A 20,526-nucleotide genomic window follows, 5' to 3' on the forward strand; every position below is an offset into this window, starting at 1 on the left:
TCTATCGCCGCGTCAGCTTGTTGCCTGACTTATTACACTATACGCTTAACTAAAAAATGCAATCATTTTGTCGAAACTCAGGCCTGAAGCCGTCGGCGAAAATCATCAGTGAATTGGCCTTTAGCCGCCGGTGCTAAGTGCACAAAACAACTGTTTGCTGCAGTTTTGCTGACGAGCGCCGATATCTGCGATAAGCTTGAATTTACCGATAACAGGGCACAACCATATGAGCAAAGTTCAGACTTTGTCCGGACAACAACGTTTGCGACAATTGGCAAAACGACAACTGGGCAGCGATTTGGCATCAAACAGAGTACAAACAACCACCATCGCGCCACAGCCGGTGGATCCTGCGGCCAATGGCAGCTTCAACGACAAGCATCAAATGTTGACTTCCCGCGCCGGCATTCCACTTACAGATCCAATTTACACTGAGCTCACCCTTGCGGACCGTTCCGCCAGACGCTTGCAAATGCGGTTAGAACAACAACAGCAGAATCTGGAACTTGTGATCACCCTTGCCTTAAATTACTGCACCGAGCAAACCACAGCACAGGATGTAGATCCGGATTGGTTCCAGTTTTATTGTGAGCTGGTGCAGAACATCTCAACCCATAGCATGCAAAAGTTATGGGCAAAAATACTGGCCGGTGAAATCAGTAACCCGGGTAGCTTTTCACTGAAAACCTTAAATCTGTTAAAACAGATGAGTTACAAAGATGCTGTGTCGCTGCAGCAGGCGTCATCGCTCAGTTGCCGTATCCGCAGTCAGGAACCGGCGCATATTTACTTTGGTTATGTGCAGCAAGGATCGGTCTGGCGGTGGCTGGCAGGAAAAAGCCGCGGGATGCTGAATTTGAGTCAGTTTGGTTTAAGTTACCCGCAAATTCTGAATCTGATTGATTTGGGGCTACTCCATCAGACGGAAATTGAAAGTGGTGAGCTGAATAAAAATCAGCAGCTGCAATGGTATTACCATCAGCAAATGCTACAGGGGACCACCAGACGACAGGGCGTCATTTTGCAGTATTACAAATTTACCAGTATTGGAGCTGAGTTATTACCGTTGTTAAGTGGCCAGCCCAACCCTGCCTATTGGCAAGCGTTGCAAAGCTTATTATCCGATGTCATCAGCTTTGATCCAACGCCTTAATCCGCCCGAGAATGTGGGCAATTTTTTGGGTATCCAGCGGTTTAATCAACACATCATCCATCCCGGCAAGGCGGAAACTGGCTATTTCATCCGGCAGCGCATGTGCGGTAAAAGCTAAAATAACCGTCTGTTGATGATGACGTAATTGCCTGATTTGTTTGGTCACTTCGGTACCTGGTAAATCAGGCAGCTGAATATCCATCAGGATCAGTTGATAACGATTGTTGCTGGCCATTTTAATGGCTTCATCACCGGTCATCGCAATATCAATGCGCAACCCTTCCAGAGCCAGCACGGCCCGTACATAACTTAAATTTGTCAGATTATCGTCGACCACCAACAATTGCTGCAGTGCGAGCGCCTGCGGCTGTGGTGCCGATAACTGCCCGATTAACAAAGGCATGGCGCTGACCGGACAAGACAACAACGCTTGCCAACGGGCGACAGCGGCTGGATTTGCAAATGTTTGTACCTGAAAGCGTTGTTGCAGTGCATTTAACTCCGCCACTGGGATAGCCAACTGCGCAGGTTGATCCGGCAACACCAACACTAATAAATCCACCAAACGTCGTGGTAACGTTTCTTTTAACTGAGCATAAGCAAAACAACAATGTACCTGCTCACCAAGGGCTGCCAGGCTTTGTTTCGCCAATGGCAAACGGCACTCTTTTTCATCCACCAGCAAAATCGACTGAAACCGCTTTGTAGTGTTAGTTTTTTGCCATGACACCGGTAATAAGATCTCAAGCTGCGTGCCTACATCATCAATCGAAGCAATCTGGAGCTGGCCTTGGAGCTGCTGTAAAATGCTTCGGCAGACTTCGGCATCCAGATCATCAGGCTGCATTGTGTCGACACCGCTAGCCAACACCTGACGCCAGCGCGCCGGAAAGCTACGGCCTATAAATTTAATGTTAATTTTCAAAAGCTTCTGCGGTAGCTCGACAAGCCGATAACTAAAAATAATTTCTGGCTCTGTCGCCAGCTTTCGGCACATGGTTGCTAATAATTCGAGTAAATGCGCCAGCAGCACCGGATCAAAATTCACTTTAAAGGCATAAGCTTGCGAGTCTTCTTCGAATAAAAACTGATGGCCTGAGTCACAGTCCTGCAGATAGTCGGTATAACAAAGCAACATCCAGTCAGGCAACAGCAGCGCATCAGGTTGTAGCATAAAATCGGGTTCATGCAATCGGGTATACAACGCCAATAACTGTAGCTGCCGAAGTAACAATCCAGGTGTCAGTCGCTCCGCATTGGCTGCCAGTTGCTGCCAATAATCCAACTGCTGCGATGACGACTGAAGCTGTGATAAGGCCTGTTGTTGTTTGGCAGCAAGCTGTGACGTGGTTTGCTGACTCAACAGCAACTGACTTTCAAGTTGGTTTAGCTTGGTCTGAAATTGCAACGACAATACCTCGGTCTGCTGCCGGAATTGCTGCATTTTTTCCTGCCACGCTGCCTGCAATGGTTTAAAGACCGGATCAGTATCTGAGCTTTCGGCACTGAGCGCCTGATCAGTATTCAGTTGCCGGGCAAATTGTTCATGCTGCACAAGCTGACGAGCGGTCAGTTGCCTGATGCTGAGCCAGACCAGCCAAACTGCGAGACCGAGCAATAGATACAATGGTGACAATACCGTCAGTAGCGGCGTTGGCGCATCATCTAGCAATACCAGCAGATAACCAAGTTGACGTGAAGATACTGCAGGTGCTGGCACCAGATTGCGCTCGGGCAATAAACTATCAGGCTCATTGTGCTCCGCTGGGGCTGGATGAACCGCCGACTGCGTGGTCAAAGCACGATCCGCCCAGATGGGGGTGGATATTAATTGCACCCCGGCATCATTGAAGGCGGCTTGTTCTGAATCTAATGATTGTGCGGCTTGTTCCAGCCAGCGATCAGCTTTGCTGGTACTGGCAAACATCCGCTGGGATTGATCAAACACCGCCATCGCCCGGATGGGCAGCGCGCTGTGTTGTTGCAGCGCATGCAGAGTAACTTCCAGTGCCGCTGCTTGCTTATGCTGCAATGGCTGAATCGACAATAACGAGGCGCTATTGTTTAATAACTGAATTTGCAACGTTGTCTGCTGGTGTTGCCATTGCTGTAACAGCCAACCACTGCCGAGAATTGCTGCCGCTAATGCGGCAATAAGCAGCTGCAACGGCCAAAAAGTACGCGAAAAAAGTTGCTTCATGCTGTAAAAAACCAGTCCTGTCTGATGCAACACTATAATAGTGCGGTGAAGGTTCCACAAGAACAGGCTGGAATGACATCGTTGCCTGCGCTCTGTTTACCCGATGTTTTACTGGATGTTTTACCCAATACAGTTTGGCTGTATGTTCAGAAGTCAGCTTCCAGCGCCAAAAAAGGCCCTTTCATCTGCATATCAATATCGAGTTGATCTTTGTCGATGAGCGCGACTGATTGCTGCTGCCAGCCAAATTTTATGGCGAGTGTCATTGCCGTGAGATCAAGCATTTGATATGACAAGCCGACTTTGGTTTGCGCCCATTGTTGATCGCGATAATCCGTGTACTGGCCTTGCCAGAATAGCGCAGTATCGGTACCCCAGACGTTAATGGTCAGGTGGCTATACAGCAACGGCAGAAAACCTGACGCCGTGCGTGTTCTGCTGACGGGTTCGGTGACCGCTAACTCAGCATCATACTGCATAGCACTCACCCCTAAATCTAACGCCAGCAGACTGTTATCCAACACTTCGTAATAAAAGCTAACATCGGTCGATTGCAGATCCAGTGCGTTCTGAATATGACTTTGACTGGCAAAATGCTGTGCATCCAACCGAAAATTACCTTGCAACAGGGTCGTACCCGACCAACGGGCGGTTTGCCGACGCAATGCAACATTAGGTACTAGCGGCAGCGGATGTTCAAACGCCACCGACCAGCTTTGCCAACCATCGTCTGAAAACTGCAACGGCTGGCTGAATAAATGATCCCCGCCCTGCCCGCTCGGACTCAGTTTGGCATAGTCGCCGCTCAGCGTGAGCCCCAGCAGATCTGCCCGGGCATTATTATTTAATAACAACACCACACAACCCAACGTTAAAACAACTGCTTTCATTTATTATCCTTGTGACCTTTTTTCCTGGCGGCACTTAGCCTTGTGACACTTAGCCTTGAGACAAGAGTTCCGTTAAATCAATTAAAGCGGCATTCGCCCGGGAAATATAATTCGCCATCACCAGCGAATGGTTCGCCAGTAACCCAAAACCACTGCCGTTCAGCACCATTGGGCTCCAGACTGCTTGCTGGGTTGACTCCAATTCACGAATAATTTGCTGCACGCTGACAGACGCATTTTTTCGTTGCAGTACATCGGCAAAATCGACTTCGATCGCTTTTAAAATATGTAACAAAGCCCAGCAAGCACCCCGCGCTTCATAAAATTCATCATCAATCCGCCACCAGTTGGTTTTGATCAATTGTTCGCCTGGTGTCAAGGTTGATTGCCGCGCCTGCACATCACCCGCCAGGTCGGTGTTTAAACGGTCCTGGCCGACACTGGCACTCAGGCGCTGACTGTAGCTGCCCAGTCTTTTTTCGATGGCTTTGAGTAAATCGCGTAAATTGTCGGCCCGGGCGTAAAATTGATGATCGCGGTTGTTCGGATCCATTAACGCCTGCCGGTAGGAGCGCAGCAACCGCAGCGCTTCTTCATATTCGGCTTCGGCCGCAGGAACCGCCCAGCTACGATGGTCAATATTTAACTTCGGCTGCGCCAGTTTTAAAAAAGAGTTTTCCACCGATTGCGATTGTGACCGGCTAAGATCGGTGCGCATCGACAACGCCAAATCACGTACCATTTCCAGCACACCAAGCTCCCAGGCTGGCATGTTATCGAGCATGCTAAATGGCGGCGCTAAATCGTTAGACATATAGCCACCGGATTTGTGCAGTAGCACTTCAGTGACATGGATTAAGGTGTTGGTGGTGGTATAACCCACCACAGGTTTGGCGGGTTGCGCTGTGGTATTTGCCAGTTCGACGACATCAAAAGTGTCAGGTTCCTGGCTTAACCACACGGCCGTCGCCCAACCCAACAATATCAACAACAGCAACGAACTGACGATCAGTTTAGTTTTTTGCATTTGCAACTCCGTTTACTGTTTAGGGATTTTTGTGACCACAGCCGCGACCGATATTTTCTGGCCATTTTCAAGCACCAGTTCAATCGGCACTTGCTGGTCCAGTTGCAATGGCTGTTTTGGGGTAAACAACATCAGATGTAAACCGCCCGGTTGCAGATGCACCGTTTGATTGGGTGCAACCAGAATACGATCAACATGCTCCATTCGCATCATCCCATCAACATAACTATGCTGATGCAACTCAACTTTCTCAAACCAGGGGCTTGTTGCCGCCACCAGATTTACCGCCTGCAAGCTGGTATTGTGAATAGAGAAATAACCTGCACTGACTGAGCGTCCCGGCAATGGCTGACGTACCGTTGCATTGCTAATTCCGACCTCTGCAGCCAGCGATGGCAGACTGGCACTTAGGGCTGCAACGAGGGCTGTAATACGAACAAATCGGCGCATGGTTAACTCACTTCTCTGATGTCTGCGCCATCTTACACCAAAGCCAACCACGGATGTCAGGGTTGGTAACGATCCGGCAACAAAAATGCGGCGGCAAGGTAGGCAATGATCGCGGCAACTGGGAAAACGAACAGTAACGCAATCGCCAACAGGCGCATGATCCAGATCGGTTGTTGGTAGCAAGACGCCAGACCCGCACACACGCCATAAATTTTCCGGTGGGCTTTGTTACAGAACCAGCTTTGTTCAGAAGAGTTGTTCATAAATCACCTCAGACAATGACATCAACCAAATGTTGAATTCATAGAGACAGGATCAAAAGGTGTGCCATTCCCAGCAAGAACATAACCTCTTGTTTTAAATATAATTTTTTATGTGGCAATGTTTCTTTCAAATGAATTTTTTCAAATTCACCACAGAATCAATAATTTGACTAAAAAGTAGTGCAGGATTTACTAATGGGTTTTGATCAGCAATATGCGAAACAACAAGGTGGAAAACTTTGATAACAGCAGGGCCAAGTAAAAAAAGAAAAAACCCGGTACTACACAGTCCGGGTTTGAGGAGGAATATCGCAAGGTGGCAGCAACCAGAGCCAAAACAACCAGATGCTAAACACACTCAGTACGGGCAGTAAAAACAACCCTAATAGCGCAGTTGAAGTAATTAACATTCGTTACTCCATCATTGATTCAGGCTGTTCAACTCCTTTTACCTGCGATGTGGTTTTAATCGCAACAATCTGATTATTATCAGTTACTTCAGCAGTTGCCAGCGCCACTACTTCATCTAAAGACGCTTGCAGTGAAGCCGTGATTTGTTGCTGGATTGCATCACTTACTTGAGTCGCCTGCACTGCAAGCACTTTTGCCACTTGCTCGGTCAACTCTTGGGTTGGTTGAGCAGCTACAGCTGCAGCAGAGCTAAACATTAAACCGGTAACGAAGATCATTGAAGTTAAAGTTTTCATGGTAATTTCCTTTTTGGGCAATTGAATTAACGAACGACAATCTATTACTTCAATTGCTGTGCCAACCAAGAAAATAAATTTAACTATATGTTTTTACTCAATTTAATTTTAAAAAAAACAATTCACTTCCTCATACCAAAAAATAGCAAAAACCATTTTTTAGCAAAATACACCATTTTTTAGCCAGTTCAAAATTCCGGCACTTTCGCCAATGCCGCCAGCATCACTTCCGGCCCACTACTTGGCAGATGCCCCACTTCACTCAGATGGCGACGCCACTGCCGCGCACCGGTCACCCCCTGAAAAATGCCCAGCATATGACGGGCGATATGCCAGAATCTGGCTCCTTCCGTCATTTGTTGCTCGATGTAGGGCAGCATCTCGCGCACCACCTGATGAGGGGTTAACAATGCCCTTGGATCGCCATAAATCGCCGCATCAATCTGATTTAAAAACAATGGGTTCGTGTAAGCTTCTCGCCCGACCATCACACCGTCAACATGCTGTAAATGGGCAAGACATTCAGCAACAGTTTTTACACCACCGTTCACGGACAACTGTAAATGCGGAAAATCACGTTTTAACTGATAAACCCGTGGGTAATCCAGAGGCGGCACTTCCCGATTTTCTTTTGGACTTAACCCGCTGAGCCAGGCTTTGCGGGCGTGCACAATAAACTGATCACAACCAGCTTCGGCGATGGTGCCGACAAAATCGACCAGAAACTGATAACTATCCTGATCATCGATGCCAATCCGGCTTTTCACGGTAATGGGAATATCCACGACTTGTCGCATTTGCGCGACGCAGCTTGCCACCAACTCAGGTTTGGCCATTAAACAGGCTCCAAACATACCGTTTTGCACCCGATCAGACGGACAACCGACATTGATGTTGATAGCATCGTAACCGCGTTGCTGACACATCACGGCACTTTTAACCATTGCAGCAGGATCAGAACCACCTAGTTGCACCACCACCGGATGCTCTTCGTCGTTAAATGCCAGATAGTCGCCCTGGCCGAAGATCAGTGCGCCGGTCGTCACCATTTCGGTATAGAGCACAGCATGGCGGGTCAGTTTACGATGGAAATATCGACAATGTTTGTCTGTCCAATCCAGCATCGGGGCAATCGAAAATTTATGGTCCACAGGTCCTCCGTCAATTAGGCCAGCATTTTAACCGGATCCTGACAAATTTTCTGCGATTTTGGCTGATTTATGCCGGGCTTTTGTATGTTACACTGCCAAAGATCCTGATAAGAAAGGTACAACGGCGTTATGTCTATCGAATCTCTGGTACTGCGGGCACGGCATATTTGTGAACACAATGGTGCTCGGTTTACGTCGATCCGCGAAAAAGTCTTCCGGTTGTTGGCCAGTACCCAGTCGGGTGTTGGTGCTTATGAACTGTTGGAACAGCTGAAAAGCACCGAGCCAGCGGCAAAACCAGCAACTATCTACCGCGCTCTGGATTTCCTGACAGAACAAGGATTTATTCACAAAATTGAATCCAGCAATGCTTTTTTGCTCTGCCACCATTTTGAGCATCATCATCCGGCGCAACTGCTGATTTGCCAGGGCTGCGGTCATGTTGAAGAATTACATTCAAAAGTACTGCAACAGGAATTCGAAAGTCTGGCGACTGCCAAAGGTTTTGTGATTAAGCAGCAGACCATCGAAGCACGTGGACTTTGCCAACATTGCGTGACACCCAAATAATTGTTCTGGATAGACTTTTAATTTCGACTGAAATACAGCATTTACAGCATGAAAACGATTGATTTGCTGTGGAAACTATCTCAAAAACAACGAGCTAGACTTGTTTATTCTTTAAAATCTGCCTAACCTTAGGTTTATGGCCAAAACAACTTCAACGCTATTTTATTCGATGGGTCTATTAAATGAATGTTGAGTACGTAAATCCATTTCTATCATCTTTGGTGAATGTGTTAAGTACCATGGCAAATACGAACATTGTGCCGGGACAACCAAGGATCAAAAAGGATGAAGTAGCGCGTGGCGACGTGTCAGGATTGATCGGGATGATTGGACCTCAGACTAAAGGGTCGTTTTCTGTTACTTTTGAAGAATCTCTGGCGCTAGAGATTATGTTCCGGATGTTAGGTGAACGTCCAAAGTCGATCAATGAAGAAGTGACCGATATGGTTGGTGAAATTACCAACATGGTTACCGGCGGCGCCAAACGGATCCTTGGTGAAAAAGGGTATGAATTTAGTATGGCAACGCCTGTAGTCGTTTCAGGTAAAGCGCACACCATCACCCATAAATGCGATGGTCCAAAAATTCTGATGCCGTTTGATTCAGATTTTGGCAAAGTGCATATCGAAGTAAGCTTCGATAATCAGAAATAAACACTTGTTAGAAAAAAACCGGCTTCAAGCCGGTTTTTTTATTTTAATCAGTTACATACCGAAGTTGGACACGGCTGGTTATATTACATAACAGTTCATAAGGAATGGTCTGCACCAACTCGGCAATCTCTTCAACTGCTAAAGTTTCGCCCCACAACACCACTTGATCGCCAATCTGCACATTGTCATTGCCGATATCGACTGTGGTCATATCCATCGATACCCGACCAACAATCGGATAGCGTTTGCTGTTGATCAGGACCGGCGTTCCACTTGGCGCATTGCGTGGATAACCATCGCCATAACCAATAGCGACTACTGCAAGCTGAGTGTCATGTGGGGCTGTCCAGCTGGCGCCATAACCGACTTTATCGCCTTTCTTGACCTGACGAACCGCAATCACCGAACTACTAAAAGTCATCACCGGACGCAAACCATGCAAAGACGAGCGTCCATCCATCATCGGCGATACGCCGTAGAGCGCTAAACCTGGTCTGATCCAGTCACCATGGCTTTGCGGCCATGCCAGTACCCCTGCCGAATTGGCAATTGAGAGCTCACCTTCGCAACCAGCAATCAGCTGCTTAAATAGCGCCAGTTGATTCGACGTCGTCGGATTATCCGGCTCATCAGCACAGGCAAAATGGGTCATTAACCGCAGTGGTTTCAGCACATTGCTGCTCGCCATGAGCCGCTGGTATACCTCGGAAAATTGCTCTGGGTAAATGCCAAGCCGATGCATTCCGCTATCAATTTTTAACCAAACATGCACCGGAGCCTCCAGCTCTGCCGCCAATAATGCATCAACCTGCGACAAATGATGCACCACCACTTGCAGGTTCGAAGCAACAATTTGTGGCAGTTCATCGGCGTGGAAAAACCCCTCTAGTAGCACGATGGGTTTAACCACACCGCCAGCCCGCAATAACAAAGCTTCATCAATACGGGCAACACCAAAAGCGCCAGCAACCTTTAGTTGCTCCGCGACCGCCAATAAGCCATGGCCATAAGCATTGGCTTTGAGCACCGCCAGAATTTTGCTTTGCGGGGCAATCTGTTGCAGATGATTAAAATTATGATGCAGCGCATCAATATTAATTTGAGCGATTGGCCGACGACTCATTAGTACTCGTCCTCAAACCGCGCAGAACCGGCATAGTTGTCAAAGCGGGAATAACGACCGTGAAAGGTCAGCCGCACCCGGCCAATCGGACCATTCCGCTGTTTACCGATAATCACTTCGGCCGTACCTTTGTCGGCACTGTCTTCGTGATACACCTCATCACGATAGATAAACATAATTAAATCAGCATCCTGCTCAATAGAGCCTGATTCCCGTAAGTCCGAGTTGACCGGGCGTTTATCGGCGCGTTGCTCCAATGAACGGTTAAGCTGCGATAATGCAATCACTGGCACTTTAAGCTCTTTCGCCAAAGCTTTTAAAGAACGGGAAATTTCAGCGATTTCCAAAGTCCGGTTTTCAGATAATCCAGGTACCGTCATGAGCTGCAGGTAGTCAATCATGATCATCGACAAGCCACCGTGCTCACGTGCAATACGCCGCGCTCGCGAGCGTACTTCAGTGGGAGTCAGGCCTGATGCATCATCGATATACATCTTGCCTTTGCTGTTCAAAAGTTCAATCGCAGAAGATAGCCGCGCCCAATCTTCATCATCGAGCTGACCGGTCCGCACTTTGGTTTGATCAATGCGGCCTAAAGACGCCAGCATCCTCATCATAATTTGTTCAGACGGCATTTCTAAACTGAAGATCAGCACTGGTTTATCGCTACTCATCGCCGCGTGTTCGCAGAGGTTCATCGCAAAAGTGGTTTTACCCATCGAAGGACGCGCCGCGACAATGATTAAATCCGATGGCTGCATACCATTGGTCATTTTGTCTAAATCGGTGTAGCCAGTTGAAACGCCGGTGATGCCACCCGCGCTCGGATTACGAAACAACGAATCAATTTTATCGATGGTTTTGGCCAGGATACTGTGGATGGCTTCCGGCCCTTCATTGGCATTAGCGCGCTGCTCGGCAATCTTAAAGACCTTGGTCTCGGCAAAGTCGAGTAACTGCGCACTATCGCGCCCTTGCGGGTCGTAACCTGCATCGGCGATATCATGCGCCACCGCAATCATATCCCGCACCACGGCCCGCTCACGCACGATATCGGCATAAGCCAGAATATTCGCCGCACTTGGCGTATTTTTGGCAATTTCACCTAAATAGGCAAAACCGCCGATATCATCCAGTTGCTGATTGCGTTCCAACCATTCCGACACAGTAATTAAATCGATGGGTTGGTTTGCTTCAGCGATGCTGGTCATCGCCTGGAATATATATTTGTGCGAGCGCAAATAAAAGTCGTGATCAACCACCTTTTCGGCAACCCGATCCCAGGCGTTGTTGTCCAGCATCAAGCCGCCTAATACCGACTGTTCGGCTTCAATTGAGTGCGGCGGCATCTTGACCGCTGCGACCTGGCTGTCGTTCTGATATTTATCTTTTTGATATTTATCTTTTGAGAATCGTTCTTTTGGATTTGCCATAACACCAGATTTTGACTGTCGGTCGGCCAGAGTAGCCAACGCAAAGAAGTAGTTCAATTGCGGCATAGCCTAGCATTTTTCGAAAACCAGATCAGGTAGAAAACGCAAAGTCAGTGGATTTTTTTAACGGCGAACAAATGTGAGACAAGATATTTTTAGGAATGAACTTAGAAAGAGAACGGGTACAGCGGGGAAATCAGGCACAGTGAAGATTCACTGTGCCTGGCAGCAATTAAGCTTCTGCTACCACAACCAGTTTGATGGTTGCTGTCACTTCAGCGTGTAATTGCAGGTCGATGTCAAATGAACCAACGTCACGCAGAGTGCCGTGTGGTAATTTAACTTCGGCTTTAGAAACAGCTACACCAGCTTCTGTGATCGCATCAGCGATATCACGGGTACCGATAGAACCGAACAGTTTGCCTTCGTCACCCGCTTTAGCAGCGATGGTCACTTCAGCCAGTTCAGCTACTTTCGCAGCGCGTTCCTGAGCAGCGCCTAAGTTAGCAACCAGTTTGGCTTCTAACTCAGCACGACGTGCTTCAAATTTTTCCAGGTTAGCCTTGGTTGCTGGAACTGCTTTTCCTTGTGGGAATAAGAAGTTACGGGCATAACCAGATTTAACAACTACTTTGTCGCCTAAACCACCAAGGTTAGCAACTTTATCCAACAGAATGATATCCATTGTTTAATCCTCTCAGTATCGGTTGAACCAGGCTTATGCGTGTGAATCGCTGTACGGCAGCAGAGCCAGGTAGCGAGCGCGTTTGATGGCGCGGGCTAATTGACGCTGATACTTAGCGCTGGTACCAGTGATACGGCTAGGAACAATTTTGCCACTTTCAGTGACATAATTTTTTAAAGTAGCGGTATCTTTGTAGTCGATCTCTTGCACGCCTTCGGCAGAGAAACGGCAGAATTTACGGCGACGGAAATAACGAGCCATGAACTTTCTCCTAACTTAAAATTTCAATTCGTTGGGCATGAAGGACAAGCTTCGCTTGACCACTCGGGCTTTGATGACGGTTTAAAAAGCCAGTCACCCGAACCACACTACCCTGCATCAAATTGTGAGTTTGTCTGCACAACTCACCGGCAACGACGACCTGAAGTCGGACGTAACTAGCTCTGTTGTATCCGGCTTCCTGCTGCATCGACTTGTGTTCAAGTGACAAATGCATATGCGGGACACCGGCTGGACTTTCGCTTCGGTCAGGTTGGCGGCAAATGACGCCAGTGATGACCAGGCAGTTGTCCATCAGAATTACTCGTCGTTTGCAACCTGCTCGTCAGAATCACGAGGAGCACGGTCACGACGTTCGTCACGTACCTTGGCCATTGGTGATGGCTCAGTCACGGCACCATGAGTGCGCATGATCAGGTTACGCAGAACTGCGTCGTTGAAACGGAAGTTAGTTTCCAGTTCATCGATTACTGACTGTGGTGCTTCAACGTTCAGCAGAACGTAGTGAGCTTTGTGCAGTTTCTCGATTGGGTAAGCCAGTTGACGACGACCCCAGTCTTCCAGACGGTGGATAGAACCACCCGCTTCTTTAATCGCACCTGTATAACGTTCGATCATACCTGGTACTTGTTCACTCTGATCCGGGTGAACCATAAACACGATTTCGTAATGACGCATGGTAGCTCCTTACGGTTAGTTAGCCTCGGGTGAGCTCGACCAGTCTCGCATAGAGGCAAGGAACGTTTGTTGAACGGTCGAAGGGTGCGTATTCTACGGACTCGATGCGCTAAAAACAAGCAGAGATTGCGACGAGTGTCAGATATCGGAAAACAACCAAGCCATGGAAAATAATTGGTTTTCCATGGCTTTGTGTATGCTGCAAACTACCAGTTCGGAAATGCAGCGGTTTCATGCAGAAAATCTACTTCGCCTGACGCTGCCGCACGGCTTCATACAAGCAAATACCGGTCGCTACCGACACGTTTAAGCTCGACACTGCACCGAACATCGGGATTTTCACCAGCGAATCGCAAGATTCTTTGGTCAACCGGCGTAAACCATCGCCTTCAGCACCCATCGCCAGCGCGATAGGACCTTTAAGCTCAGCCTGATAAATGGTGGTTTCGGTTTCACCTGCCGCGCCCACCACCCAGACACCCGCTTCTTGTAACTGCCGGATAGTGCGAGCCAAATTGGTCACATTGATAAAAGGCACTGACTCAGCCGCACCACAAGCCACTTTACGCACCACAGCCGTCAGTTTTACTGAACGGTCTTTTGGCGCAATCACCGCATGGACACCAGCGGCATCGGCTGAGCGCAAAATGGCGCCTAAGTTATGTGGATCAGTGATGCCATCTAAAATCAGCAAAAATGGCGCGCTTTCGCGCTCGACAATCCGCGCTAAATCCGACTCATCACCAGCATCATGTAACCGTGCTTTGGCGACCACGCCTTGGTGCTGCGCGCCATTGACCTTGTCATCTAAAGATTTGCGGTTACAAAACTGCACTGAAACACCCGCTTTACGCGCAAGCTGGATCACCGGCTGCATCCGCTGATCTTCGCGGTCTTTGAGCACAAATAACTCCAGCACATCTTCCGGCGCCCGTTCCATAAAGGCGCTCACTGCGTGGATCCCAAAAACGTAATCTGTGCTCATCACTTATTCCTGCAAAATCAGCAGCTGAAACTGCTGCAAAATTAAAAAACAAACGCCTGGAAAGGCCAGGCGTTTGTATAAAGTGCAGTGATTGTAGCAAATCGGCGCCGAGGCGTCATTGTCCGTCTGCCATCATCACCAATGGCGTTGCGTTATTTACGCTTACGTGGCGCTTTTGGCTTTTCGCTACCGGCTTTGGCCGCTGGTTTTCCAGCAGTTTTAGCGCCAGGTTTTGCTTTGCTACCACTGCGCCCGACTTTGGTTTTACCAGGCCGTGCTGTAGGGTCGGCCATTGCCTTGCCTTTTTTGGTACTAAAGCCCTTCGCAGGTTGGCCAGCAGCTGTTTTATCAGCGCCACCTTTACCCTGACCTGAAGCCATTCGTTTACCAACATGCTTCACAGTGCCAACAATACCTAAGTCAATTTTGCGCGCTTCGAGATTCACTGCGAGCACTTTTACTTCAATCAAATCACCCATCCGGTAACTTTGATTGCTGTGCTCGCCGAGTAGCACCTGACGCTCCACATCAAAGTGGTAATAGTCGTTTGGCAAGGATGTGACATGCACCAGACCTTCAATATACAAATCGGTCAGACGCACAAATAACCCGAAGTTAGTGACTGTTGAAACCACACCCGGGAATTCAGCGCCGATATGATCTTGCATATACTCACATTTCAGCCAGTCCGATACTTCACGGGTGGCATCATCGGCACGGCGCTCGGTCATCGAACACTGTTCGCCCAGCGGCACCATTTGTTCCGGCGTATAAGAGCGTGCGCCAGTGGTTTGCTCGCCCTGCTTCTTCAGCAAAGATTTAATCACCCGGTGTAGCAGTAAATCCGGATAACGGCGAATGGGCGAGGTAAAGTGCGAATAGGCTTCCAGCGCCAAACCAAAATGCCCCATATTGTCTGGTTGATACACCGCTTGCTTCATCGAGCGCAGCATGGTGGTTTCAATCAGTTCTTTATCGGGTCTGTCCTGCAGCTTTTGTAGCAGCAGCATTAAATCAAGCGGTGTTGGCTCCATCGGCAGTTCGGCACTGATGCCAAGCTCGGATAGAAAACGTTTAAAATTGGCAAAACGGTCTGAATCCGGCTGTTCATGCACCCGGTAGAGCGCAGCAGCTTCGGCTTTTTCAACTAATTGCGCTGAAGCGACGTTGGCTAAAATCATACATTCTTCAATGATTTTATGCGCTTCGTTGCGGTGCACCGGCACAATTTGCTCAATCTTGCGATGACTGTTGAAAATAAAGCGGGTTTCGACGGTTTCAAATTCAATCGCACCGCGCACACCACGGACTTTCGCCATTTGTTTGTATAGCGAATACAGGTGGTCGATGTTGGTCAGATTCGCTTCATACTGCTGACGCAGTTCCGGGTCGCCCTGCAAAATTGCATGGACTTTGTTGTAGGTCAGCCGCGCTTTTGAATGCATCACCGCTTCGTAAAACTTCGAACTACCAAGCTTGCCCTGGGCACTGATATGCATTTCAGCGACAAAACATAAGCGGTCGGTATGTGGGTTTAACGAGCACAGGCCGTTGGATAACACTTCCGGCAGCATTGGCAGTACGTGATCCGGGAAATACACCGAGTTGCCACGATCCAGCGCTTCGCGATCCAGCGTAGTATCAGGCAATACGTAAGCTGTGACATCAGCAATGGCTACCCATAAATGCCAACCACCGTCTGCTTTACGCTCACAATAAACCGCATCATCAAAATCGCGGGCATCTTCACCATCAATCGTAATCAGTCCAAGCTCGGTGAGATCAACACGTCCGGCTTTAGCATCTGCTGGCACTTCGGTGCCATAACCGGCAACTTGCTTTTCAACCGCTTCGGAGAATTTATGCGGCAATTGATGGTTACGAATTGCGACTTCGATTTCCATGCCAGGCGCCATATGGTCACCAAGCACTTCAATTACTTTGCCAACTGCGTTAACACGCTTAAATGGCCGTTGTGTCACTTCAGCCAACACAATCTGACCATGACGCGCCGCGCCTTCTTCACCGGCAGGGATCACGATATCCTGCGTAATGCGCGGATCTTCCGGCACCACCACTGACAAGGCAAAATCTTTAAAATAGCGGCCAACAATCGGCTCAGTACGAGGCGTTAACACCCGCACAATCCGCGCTTCGACTTTGTCTTTGCCTTTAATCTCACCGGCACTTGCCAGCACGACATCGCCCGGTAACAGGCGCTGCATATCAAAATTCTGGATATACCAATCTGGGCCGCCTTGCTCCAGCTTTAAAAAGCCGAAACCGTCGCGATGACCGATCACTGTGCCTTTGACCAAATCTAAATCGTCCACCACCCCATACCGTTTGGTTTTGGTAAACAACAACTGGCCATCACGCTCCATCGCGCGTAAACGTTTTTTTAATGCAAAAAGTGGCTCTTCGCCTTCCAGCTTTAACTCAGTGGCTAGTTCTTCGAAGTAGGCAGGTTGCTGGCGCTGTTTGATGTGCTCGAGGATAAATTCGCGGCTTGGGATTGGGTTGTCATATTTTTCTTGCTCACGCGCAAGATGCGGATCTTTGATCGTCATGGATTCTCTTCATTACTAAAACTCCGGCAAGTGTAACAGCCTGCCGTTGTTTTTTCACTGCTGCTGCTGTTTTTATCAGCAAATCCAAGATGAATTTTTGTTTACAGTGGTTTTTTTGCTCTTGCCAGTACTGGCTCCGGCATCCTGGATGCTAGTTTTTGCAATGCAGTTTGAATGCGCTGATGAAGATTTTTATCTGCGGTCACGGAATGATGCAACCAGCGATAGACTGTTTCATAGTCGACCGGACTGCCGTGACCACTGAGCAACAATTCCGCCAATCGGATCTGCGCATTGATATTGCCCATCGCACCCGCTTCATGCAGATAAGATTGTGCTTTGACTAAATCTTTTTGTACAAATTTGCCTTGCTGGTAATAACGGCCTATTTGTTCCAGAGCTTCTGGTAAACCCTGCCGCGCCGCTTCGTCGATTAAATCCCAACCACGTTGTACATTGACCGGGATACAGACACCATATGCCAGCATATCGCCGAACAAAAACTGGTATGCCGGTAACTTCATGATATCAGCCCGGGCTTCGATATCTTTAACCAGCTGACAATCATCGTCTTTGACCCGCTTTAAGTGCAGGTTTTGTCGGATCAATGCCAGCAGCTCATCCTGCGTATACAACTGCACCACCTGCAACTGCTCGGTCGTTACCTGCGCGACAAGCTTTAGCGGCAGACAACATACCAACAGCAGGATCAAAGGGAGAAATCTATTCATGTCCAATCACCGGAAAATTGACACTATCGATAATGAAGAACCTTTATACAATATTCCTGCCAGAACTGAATAAAAAAACGCTGCACCAGGCAGCGTTTTTTAATGCTGATTTAAAAATCAGGCAAATGGATGTAACAGGACAATCGTCTGTACCCGATCTGGCCCAGTTGAAACGATATCAATTGGCACGCCGGTGACTTCTTCTAAACGCTTGATATAGTTCAGCGCGTTCTGTGGCAACCCATCTAAGCTTTGCACACCAAAAGTCGTTTCAGACCAGCCTGGCATGGTTTCGTACACTGGCGTCACCAGCTCGTAGCCTTCGGCTGCAAGTGGCGGAACATCGGTGACTGAACCATCCGGTTGACGGTAGCCAACACAGATTTTCACTTCAGTCAGGCCATCCATCACGTCTAACTTGGTCAGACAGAAACCAGAGATGCTGTTCAGCTGTACGGCACGACGAACGGCAACAGCGTCGAACCAGCCACAACGACGTTTACGGCCAGTAGTGGCACCAAACTCGTGGCCTTTAACACCTAAGTGTTCGCCAATGGCGCAGTCCAGTTCAGTCGGGAAAGGACCTGAACCAACACGAGTGGTGTACGCTTTCACAATACCCAATACGTAGTCGATATAACGAGGACCAAAACCCGCGCCGGTCGCGACACCACCAGCGGTGGTATTGGATGAAGTGACATAAGGGTAAGTACCGTGATCGATATCGAGCAACGTACCCTGTGCACCTTCAAACATGATTTCCTGACCAGCCTTGCGGGCTTTGTCCAGTAAATCAGTGACATCAACCACCATTGATTTCAGCGTATCTGCCATTGATAAGGCATTATCTAACGTCGTTTGGTAGTCGATTGGGTCCAGTTTGTAGTACTGCGTTAAGGTGAAGTTATGCAGTTCCATCAGAACTTTCAGCTTTTCAGCAAACAGTTCCGGATTAAACAAATCACCAATACGTAGACCACGACGGGCTACTTTATCTTCGTAAGCTGGGCCGATACCACGACCTGTGGTGCCGATTTTTTTATCGCCACGGGCAGCTTCACGGGCCACGTCCAATGCAACGTGGAATGGGAGGATCAGGGGACAAGCTTCGCTGACCAGTAAACGCTCTTTAACCGGTACGCCACGCTGTTCCAGCATGGTCATCTCTTTTAAAAAGGCTTCCGGGGACAGCACCACGCCATTACCAATCACACATTTGACGTTTGCACGCAAAATACCTGAAGGGATTAAGTGCAGGACGGTTTTTTCGCCGTCGATGACCAGAGTGTGACCGGCATTATGGCCGCCCTGGTAACGCACTACATAGCTAGCCTTGTCGGTTAATAAATCGACGATTTTACCTTTTCCTTCGTCACCCCATTGGGTGCCGAGCACAACAACGTTTTTGGCCATGGTTCCTACATCATGGAAAAAAATTAGGCGGGGATTCTACCAAAATTAAATGCAAAGTTCAGCCGCAAGGGCAAAAAAAAACCAGCTGATTTTTCAGCTGGTTGAATTCATTCAGATTTAAATAATAAATAAACTTAAAAGACGTCTGGATTTCTAATTATTCAGGCCAAGAACAGGTAAATCAGCAAGGCGCCACCACAAAGCACGGCACCAACCTGACGCAAACTGCTGATCGGCTCTGCGCTTAGGCGTCTTAAATAACCTTGCCATTGTTTCGGGAACAACAACGGCCCGATGCCCTCAAGCAACAACACCAATGCCAGACTGGCCCAGAATAAGTCCATCTGTGTTACCCCCGATGCGCCTGCAGACAGGATAAATCAATATCGGCGACATCCTGATAAGGCGCAAAGCCAAAACGTAAACGGTCGCCGCGATAATCGGTATAAATTTTATGCTGTTTCAGATAAGCCGCTAAGTCTGCGACTTGCTGGGTGGAAGGCAATTTAAACGTCAAAAAATGGCCGTGTTGCTGTAAATCCTTTGCCAATAATGCAGTGCGATTGAGCAACGGATGCTGCTGCTGTTCAAGCTCGACTAAAAAAGCCTGCTGTAACTGCTGCACATGCTGATGCACAGCGTCGATGGTGATCTGTTGCTGCTGATATAAATCAAGCACCGCTTCCAGCCGGTACAAAGCGGTGAAATCCATGGTCGCGCCAGCAAATTGATAACCATCCTGGCTGTATTGCACTTCAGCTGTTTTCGCCTGCGCCAGCGTACCGAACTCGGCAAACCATCCGGTATACAAAGGCCGCATATTATTATGTTGCGGCACCACCATAAAGCAGCAACCTTCACCGCCCTGGGCGTATTTGTAAGACCCTGCCAGATAAAAAATCTTGCCTTCAAGCGCCGATAAATCGCTCGGCAGCGCCATAAAACCATGATAACCATCGATAGCGATCGTGGCGGTTGTAGCGTTAGTTACTTGCTGGATTGCTGCTACAAATGCAGTAAGGTCGGGAATTGCCACACCGGAATTAAAAAATACCTGACTACAAAACACCAAATCCGGCTGCAGTTGCTGCGCTGCTTGCACAAAACGCTGCTCAAAAGTCGCAAAAGGCTCAGTCGCGACTTGCACCACTTCGACGTTTGGCAACTCAGCAAATCGTTTGATTTGGCGGCTGAAACTATGAAACTCGCTGTCGGACGACAACACTTTCAGCGGTTGCTGTAAATCGAAACAACTTAATAACCGGAACAATAATTCATGGGTATTCGGCGCAAACACGATTTGCTCCGGCGCTTGTAGCTTCAACAGCTGGGCTATTTGACGCTGCACTTTCGGTACTTTTTCGCCAAACACATAATCCCACTTGTCATCGACCATCCGCGCGCTGTCGTCCCAATAGGCCAGCGCAGCGTCGCGGGTGACATCAGGCCAATAATGGTGGGAGTGGCAGGCAAAGTGCTGGACTCCGGCATTAGCCTGCAAAAATCGTTGATAGAAGGATTTGTAGCTCATCGGCAAAAACTCCACTTAAAAAAAAGGCGCACTA

Annotated in this window: 22 protein-coding genes; 3 read left to right on the forward strand and 19 right to left on the reverse strand. The window is 48.4% G+C overall.

Annotation, left to right across the window (positions count from 1 at the left end):
* Positions 1-226 precede the first annotated feature (226 nt).
* The gene (locus tag EOE67_RS17820; RefSeq protein ID WP_127700688.1) at positions 227-1,153 is read left to right on the forward strand and encodes a TIGR03899 family protein; all 927 of its coding nucleotides are present in this window, start codon (positions 227-229) and stop codon (positions 1,151-1,153) included.
* Here EOE67_RS17820 and EOE67_RS17825 read toward each other — a convergent pair.
* From EOE67_RS17825 to dusA, 7 genes are all read right to left on the reverse strand, one after another.
* On the reverse strand, positions 1,131-3,353 hold the full coding sequence (locus EOE67_RS17825) for a response regulator (protein WP_127700689.1): 2,223 nt from the start codon (positions 3,351-3,353) through the stop codon (positions 1,131-1,133). The genes EOE67_RS17820 and EOE67_RS17825 overlap by 23 nt on opposite strands.
* 146 nt (positions 3,354-3,499) lie before the next feature.
* Positions 3,500-4,243 (reverse strand): TIGR04219 family outer membrane beta-barrel protein, encoded by a 744-nt coding sequence (locus EOE67_RS17830; RefSeq protein ID WP_127700690.1) that lies wholly within the window; start codon positions 4,241-4,243, stop codon positions 3,500-3,502.
* Positions 4,244-4,292: 49 nt separating this feature from the next.
* On the reverse strand, positions 4,293-5,270 hold the full coding sequence (locus EOE67_RS17835) for a DUF2333 family protein (protein WP_127700691.1): 978 nt from the start codon (positions 5,268-5,270) through the stop codon (positions 4,293-4,295).
* A 12-nt stretch (positions 5,271-5,282) separates the two neighbouring features.
* The gene (locus EOE67_RS17840) at positions 5,283-5,720 is read right to left on the reverse strand and encodes a copper chaperone PCu(A)C (RefSeq protein WP_127700692.1); all 438 of its coding nucleotides are present in this window, start codon (positions 5,718-5,720) and stop codon (positions 5,283-5,285) included.
* A gap of 56 nt (positions 5,721-5,776) precedes the next feature.
* The gene (locus EOE67_RS17845; RefSeq protein ID WP_127700693.1) at positions 5,777-5,983 is read right to left on the reverse strand and encodes a PspC domain-containing protein; all 207 of its coding nucleotides are present in this window, start codon (positions 5,981-5,983) and stop codon (positions 5,777-5,779) included.
* Between the two features lie 413 nt (positions 5,984-6,396).
* On the reverse strand, positions 6,397-6,690 hold the full coding sequence (locus tag EOE67_RS17850; protein WP_127700694.1) for a hypothetical protein: 294 nt from the start codon (positions 6,688-6,690) through the stop codon (positions 6,397-6,399).
* A 188-nt stretch (positions 6,691-6,878) separates the two neighbouring features.
* Positions 6,879-7,841, reverse strand: a complete 963-nt coding sequence (gene dusA, locus EOE67_RS17855; RefSeq protein ID WP_276317451.1) for a tRNA dihydrouridine(20/20a) synthase DusA — start codon at positions 7,839-7,841, stop codon at positions 6,879-6,881.
* Between the two features lie 129 nt (positions 7,842-7,970).
* Between dusA and EOE67_RS17860 the strand changes: the two genes are divergently transcribed.
* Together EOE67_RS17860 and EOE67_RS17865 are read left to right on the forward strand one after the other, a co-directional pair.
* Positions 7,971-8,411 (forward strand): transcriptional repressor, encoded by a 441-nt coding sequence (locus EOE67_RS17860; protein WP_127700696.1) that lies wholly within the window; start codon positions 7,971-7,973, stop codon positions 8,409-8,411.
* 239 nt (positions 8,412-8,650) lie between these two features.
* Positions 8,651-9,064, forward strand: a complete 414-nt coding sequence (locus EOE67_RS17865) for a chemotaxis protein CheX (RefSeq protein WP_240652869.1) — start codon at positions 8,651-8,653, stop codon at positions 9,062-9,064.
* Between the two features lie 43 nt (positions 9,065-9,107).
* On the opposite strand, the gene alr is transcribed toward EOE67_RS17865, so the two are convergent.
* From alr to EOE67_RS17925, 12 genes are all read right to left on the reverse strand, one after another.
* A complete protein-coding gene (gene alr, locus EOE67_RS17870; RefSeq protein ID WP_127700698.1) occupies positions 9,108-10,187 on the reverse strand; it encodes an alanine racemase in 1,080 nt (359 codons plus the stop codon).
* Positions 10,187-11,620: a replicative DNA helicase gene (gene dnaB / locus EOE67_RS17875; protein WP_127700699.1), complete on the reverse strand. Its 1,434-nt coding sequence runs from the start codon at positions 11,618-11,620 to the stop codon at positions 10,187-10,189. The genes alr and dnaB overlap by 1 nt, the downstream gene beginning before the upstream one ends.
* Positions 11,621-11,852: 232 nt before the next feature.
* Positions 11,853-12,305 (reverse strand): 50S ribosomal protein L9, encoded by a 453-nt coding sequence (gene rplI, locus EOE67_RS17880; protein ID WP_068060627.1) that lies wholly within the window; start codon positions 12,303-12,305, stop codon positions 11,853-11,855.
* A 33-nt stretch (positions 12,306-12,338) separates the two neighbouring features.
* Positions 12,339-12,566, reverse strand: coding sequence for a 30S ribosomal protein S18 (gene rpsR, locus EOE67_RS17885; RefSeq protein ID WP_031568572.1), 228 nt, complete (start codon positions 12,564-12,566; stop codon positions 12,339-12,341).
* Positions 12,567-12,576: 10 nt separating this feature from the next.
* The gene (gene priB, locus EOE67_RS17890; RefSeq protein WP_127700700.1) at positions 12,577-12,879 is read right to left on the reverse strand and encodes a primosomal replication protein N; all 303 of its coding nucleotides are present in this window, start codon (positions 12,877-12,879) and stop codon (positions 12,577-12,579) included.
* A 5-nt stretch (positions 12,880-12,884) separates the two neighbouring features.
* Positions 12,885-13,262 (reverse strand): 30S ribosomal protein S6, encoded by a 378-nt coding sequence (rpsF, locus tag EOE67_RS17895; protein ID WP_068060633.1) that lies wholly within the window; start codon positions 13,260-13,262, stop codon positions 12,885-12,887.
* A 244-nt stretch (positions 13,263-13,506) separates the two neighbouring features.
* Complete coding sequence (gene rlmB / locus EOE67_RS17900; protein WP_127700701.1) at positions 13,507-14,247, reverse strand: 23S rRNA (guanosine(2251)-2'-O)-methyltransferase RlmB; 741 nt, start codon at positions 14,245-14,247, stop codon at positions 13,507-13,509.
* A gap of 152 nt (positions 14,248-14,399) precedes the next feature.
* Positions 14,400-16,817 carry a ribonuclease R gene (gene rnr / locus EOE67_RS17905; RefSeq protein ID WP_127700702.1) on the reverse strand — a complete coding sequence of 806 codons (2,418 nt, stop codon included), beginning with the start codon at positions 16,815-16,817 and terminating at the stop codon, positions 14,400-14,402.
* A 101-nt stretch (positions 16,818-16,918) separates the two neighbouring features.
* Positions 16,919-17,548 (reverse strand): tetratricopeptide repeat protein, encoded by a 630-nt coding sequence (locus tag EOE67_RS17910; RefSeq protein WP_127700703.1) that lies wholly within the window; start codon positions 17,546-17,548, stop codon positions 16,919-16,921.
* A 117-nt stretch (positions 17,549-17,665) separates the two neighbouring features.
* Positions 17,666-18,961: an adenylosuccinate synthase gene (locus tag EOE67_RS17915; RefSeq protein WP_127700704.1), complete on the reverse strand. Its 1,296-nt coding sequence runs from the start codon at positions 18,959-18,961 to the stop codon at positions 17,666-17,668.
* A 161-nt stretch (positions 18,962-19,122) separates the two neighbouring features.
* Positions 19,123-19,305: a DUF2065 domain-containing protein gene (locus EOE67_RS17920; protein WP_127700705.1), complete on the reverse strand. Its 183-nt coding sequence runs from the start codon at positions 19,303-19,305 to the stop codon at positions 19,123-19,125.
* Positions 19,306-19,310: 5 nt separating this feature from the next.
* Positions 19,311-20,492, reverse strand: a complete 1,182-nt coding sequence (locus EOE67_RS17925) for an aminotransferase class V-fold PLP-dependent enzyme (protein WP_127700706.1) — start codon at positions 20,490-20,492, stop codon at positions 19,311-19,313.
* Between the last annotated feature and the right edge of the window lie 34 nt (positions 20,493-20,526).

Origin of the sequence: Rheinheimera riviphila (assembly GCF_004005945.1) — a bacterium.
Classification (GTDB): Bacteria; Pseudomonadota; Gammaproteobacteria; order Enterobacterales; family Alteromonadaceae; genus Pararheinheimera; species Pararheinheimera riviphila.

Excerpts from the sequence above, each read along its gene's own strand:
- EOE67_RS17925 (WP_127700706.1), bottom strand. The coding sequence starts at position 20,492 with ATGAGCTACAAATCCTTCTATCAACGATTTTTGCAGGCTAATGCCGGA.
- rlmB (WP_127700701.1), bottom strand. The coding sequence starts at position 14,247 with ATGAGCACAGATTACGTTTTTGGGATCCACGCAGTGAGCGCCTTTATG.
- EOE67_RS17825 (WP_127700689.1), bottom strand. The coding sequence starts at position 3,353 with ATGAAGCAACTTTTTTCGCGTACTTTTTGGCCGTTGCAGCTGCTTATT.
- EOE67_RS17820 (WP_127700688.1), top strand. The coding sequence starts at position 227 with ATGAGCAAAGTTCAGACTTTGTCCGGACAACAACGTTTGCGACAATTG.
- EOE67_RS17840 (WP_127700692.1), bottom strand. The coding sequence starts at position 5,720 with ATGCGCCGATTTGTTCGTATTACAGCCCTCGTTGCAGCCCTAAGTGCC.
- alr (WP_127700698.1), bottom strand. The coding sequence starts at position 10,187 with ATGAGTCGTCGGCCAATCGCTCAAATTAATATTGATGCGCTGCATCAT.
- EOE67_RS17860 (WP_127700696.1), top strand. The coding sequence starts at position 7,971 with ATGTCTATCGAATCTCTGGTACTGCGGGCACGGCATATTTGTGAACAC.
- rplI (WP_068060627.1), bottom strand. The coding sequence starts at position 12,305 with ATGGATATCATTCTGTTGGATAAAGTTGCTAACCTTGGTGGTTTAGGC.
- EOE67_RS17915 (WP_127700704.1), bottom strand. The coding sequence starts at position 18,961 with ATGGCCAAAAACGTTGTTGTGCTCGGCACCCAATGGGGTGACGAAGGA.
- dnaB (WP_127700699.1), bottom strand. The coding sequence starts at position 11,620 with ATGGCAAATCCAAAAGAACGATTCTCAAAAGATAAATATCAAAAAGAT.
- EOE67_RS17830 (WP_127700690.1), bottom strand. The coding sequence starts at position 4,243 with ATGAAAGCAGTTGTTTTAACGTTGGGTTGTGTGGTGTTGTTATTAAAT.
- EOE67_RS17845 (WP_127700693.1), bottom strand. The coding sequence starts at position 5,983 with ATGAACAACTCTTCTGAACAAAGCTGGTTCTGTAACAAAGCCCACCGG.
- EOE67_RS17850 (WP_127700694.1), bottom strand. The coding sequence starts at position 6,690 with ATGAAAACTTTAACTTCAATGATCTTCGTTACCGGTTTAATGTTTAGC.
- priB (WP_127700700.1), bottom strand. The coding sequence starts at position 12,879 with ATGGACAACTGCCTGGTCATCACTGGCGTCATTTGCCGCCAACCTGAC.
- EOE67_RS17865 (WP_240652869.1), top strand. The coding sequence starts at position 8,651 with ATGGCAAATACGAACATTGTGCCGGGACAACCAAGGATCAAAAAGGAT.
- rpsF (WP_068060633.1), bottom strand. The coding sequence starts at position 13,262 with ATGCGTCATTACGAAATCGTGTTTATGGTTCACCCGGATCAGAGTGAA.
- rnr (WP_127700702.1), bottom strand. The coding sequence starts at position 16,817 with ATGACGATCAAAGATCCGCATCTTGCGCGTGAGCAAGAAAAATATGAC.
- rpsR (WP_031568572.1), bottom strand. The coding sequence starts at position 12,566 with ATGGCTCGTTATTTCCGTCGCCGTAAATTCTGCCGTTTCTCTGCCGAA.
- EOE67_RS17920 (WP_127700705.1), bottom strand. The coding sequence starts at position 19,305 with ATGGACTTATTCTGGGCCAGTCTGGCATTGGTGTTGTTGCTTGAGGGC.
- EOE67_RS17910 (WP_127700703.1), bottom strand. The coding sequence starts at position 17,548 with ATGAATAGATTTCTCCCTTTGATCCTGCTGTTGGTATGTTGTCTGCCG.
- EOE67_RS17835 (WP_127700691.1), bottom strand. The coding sequence starts at position 5,270 with ATGCAAAAAACTAAACTGATCGTCAGTTCGTTGCTGTTGTTGATATTG.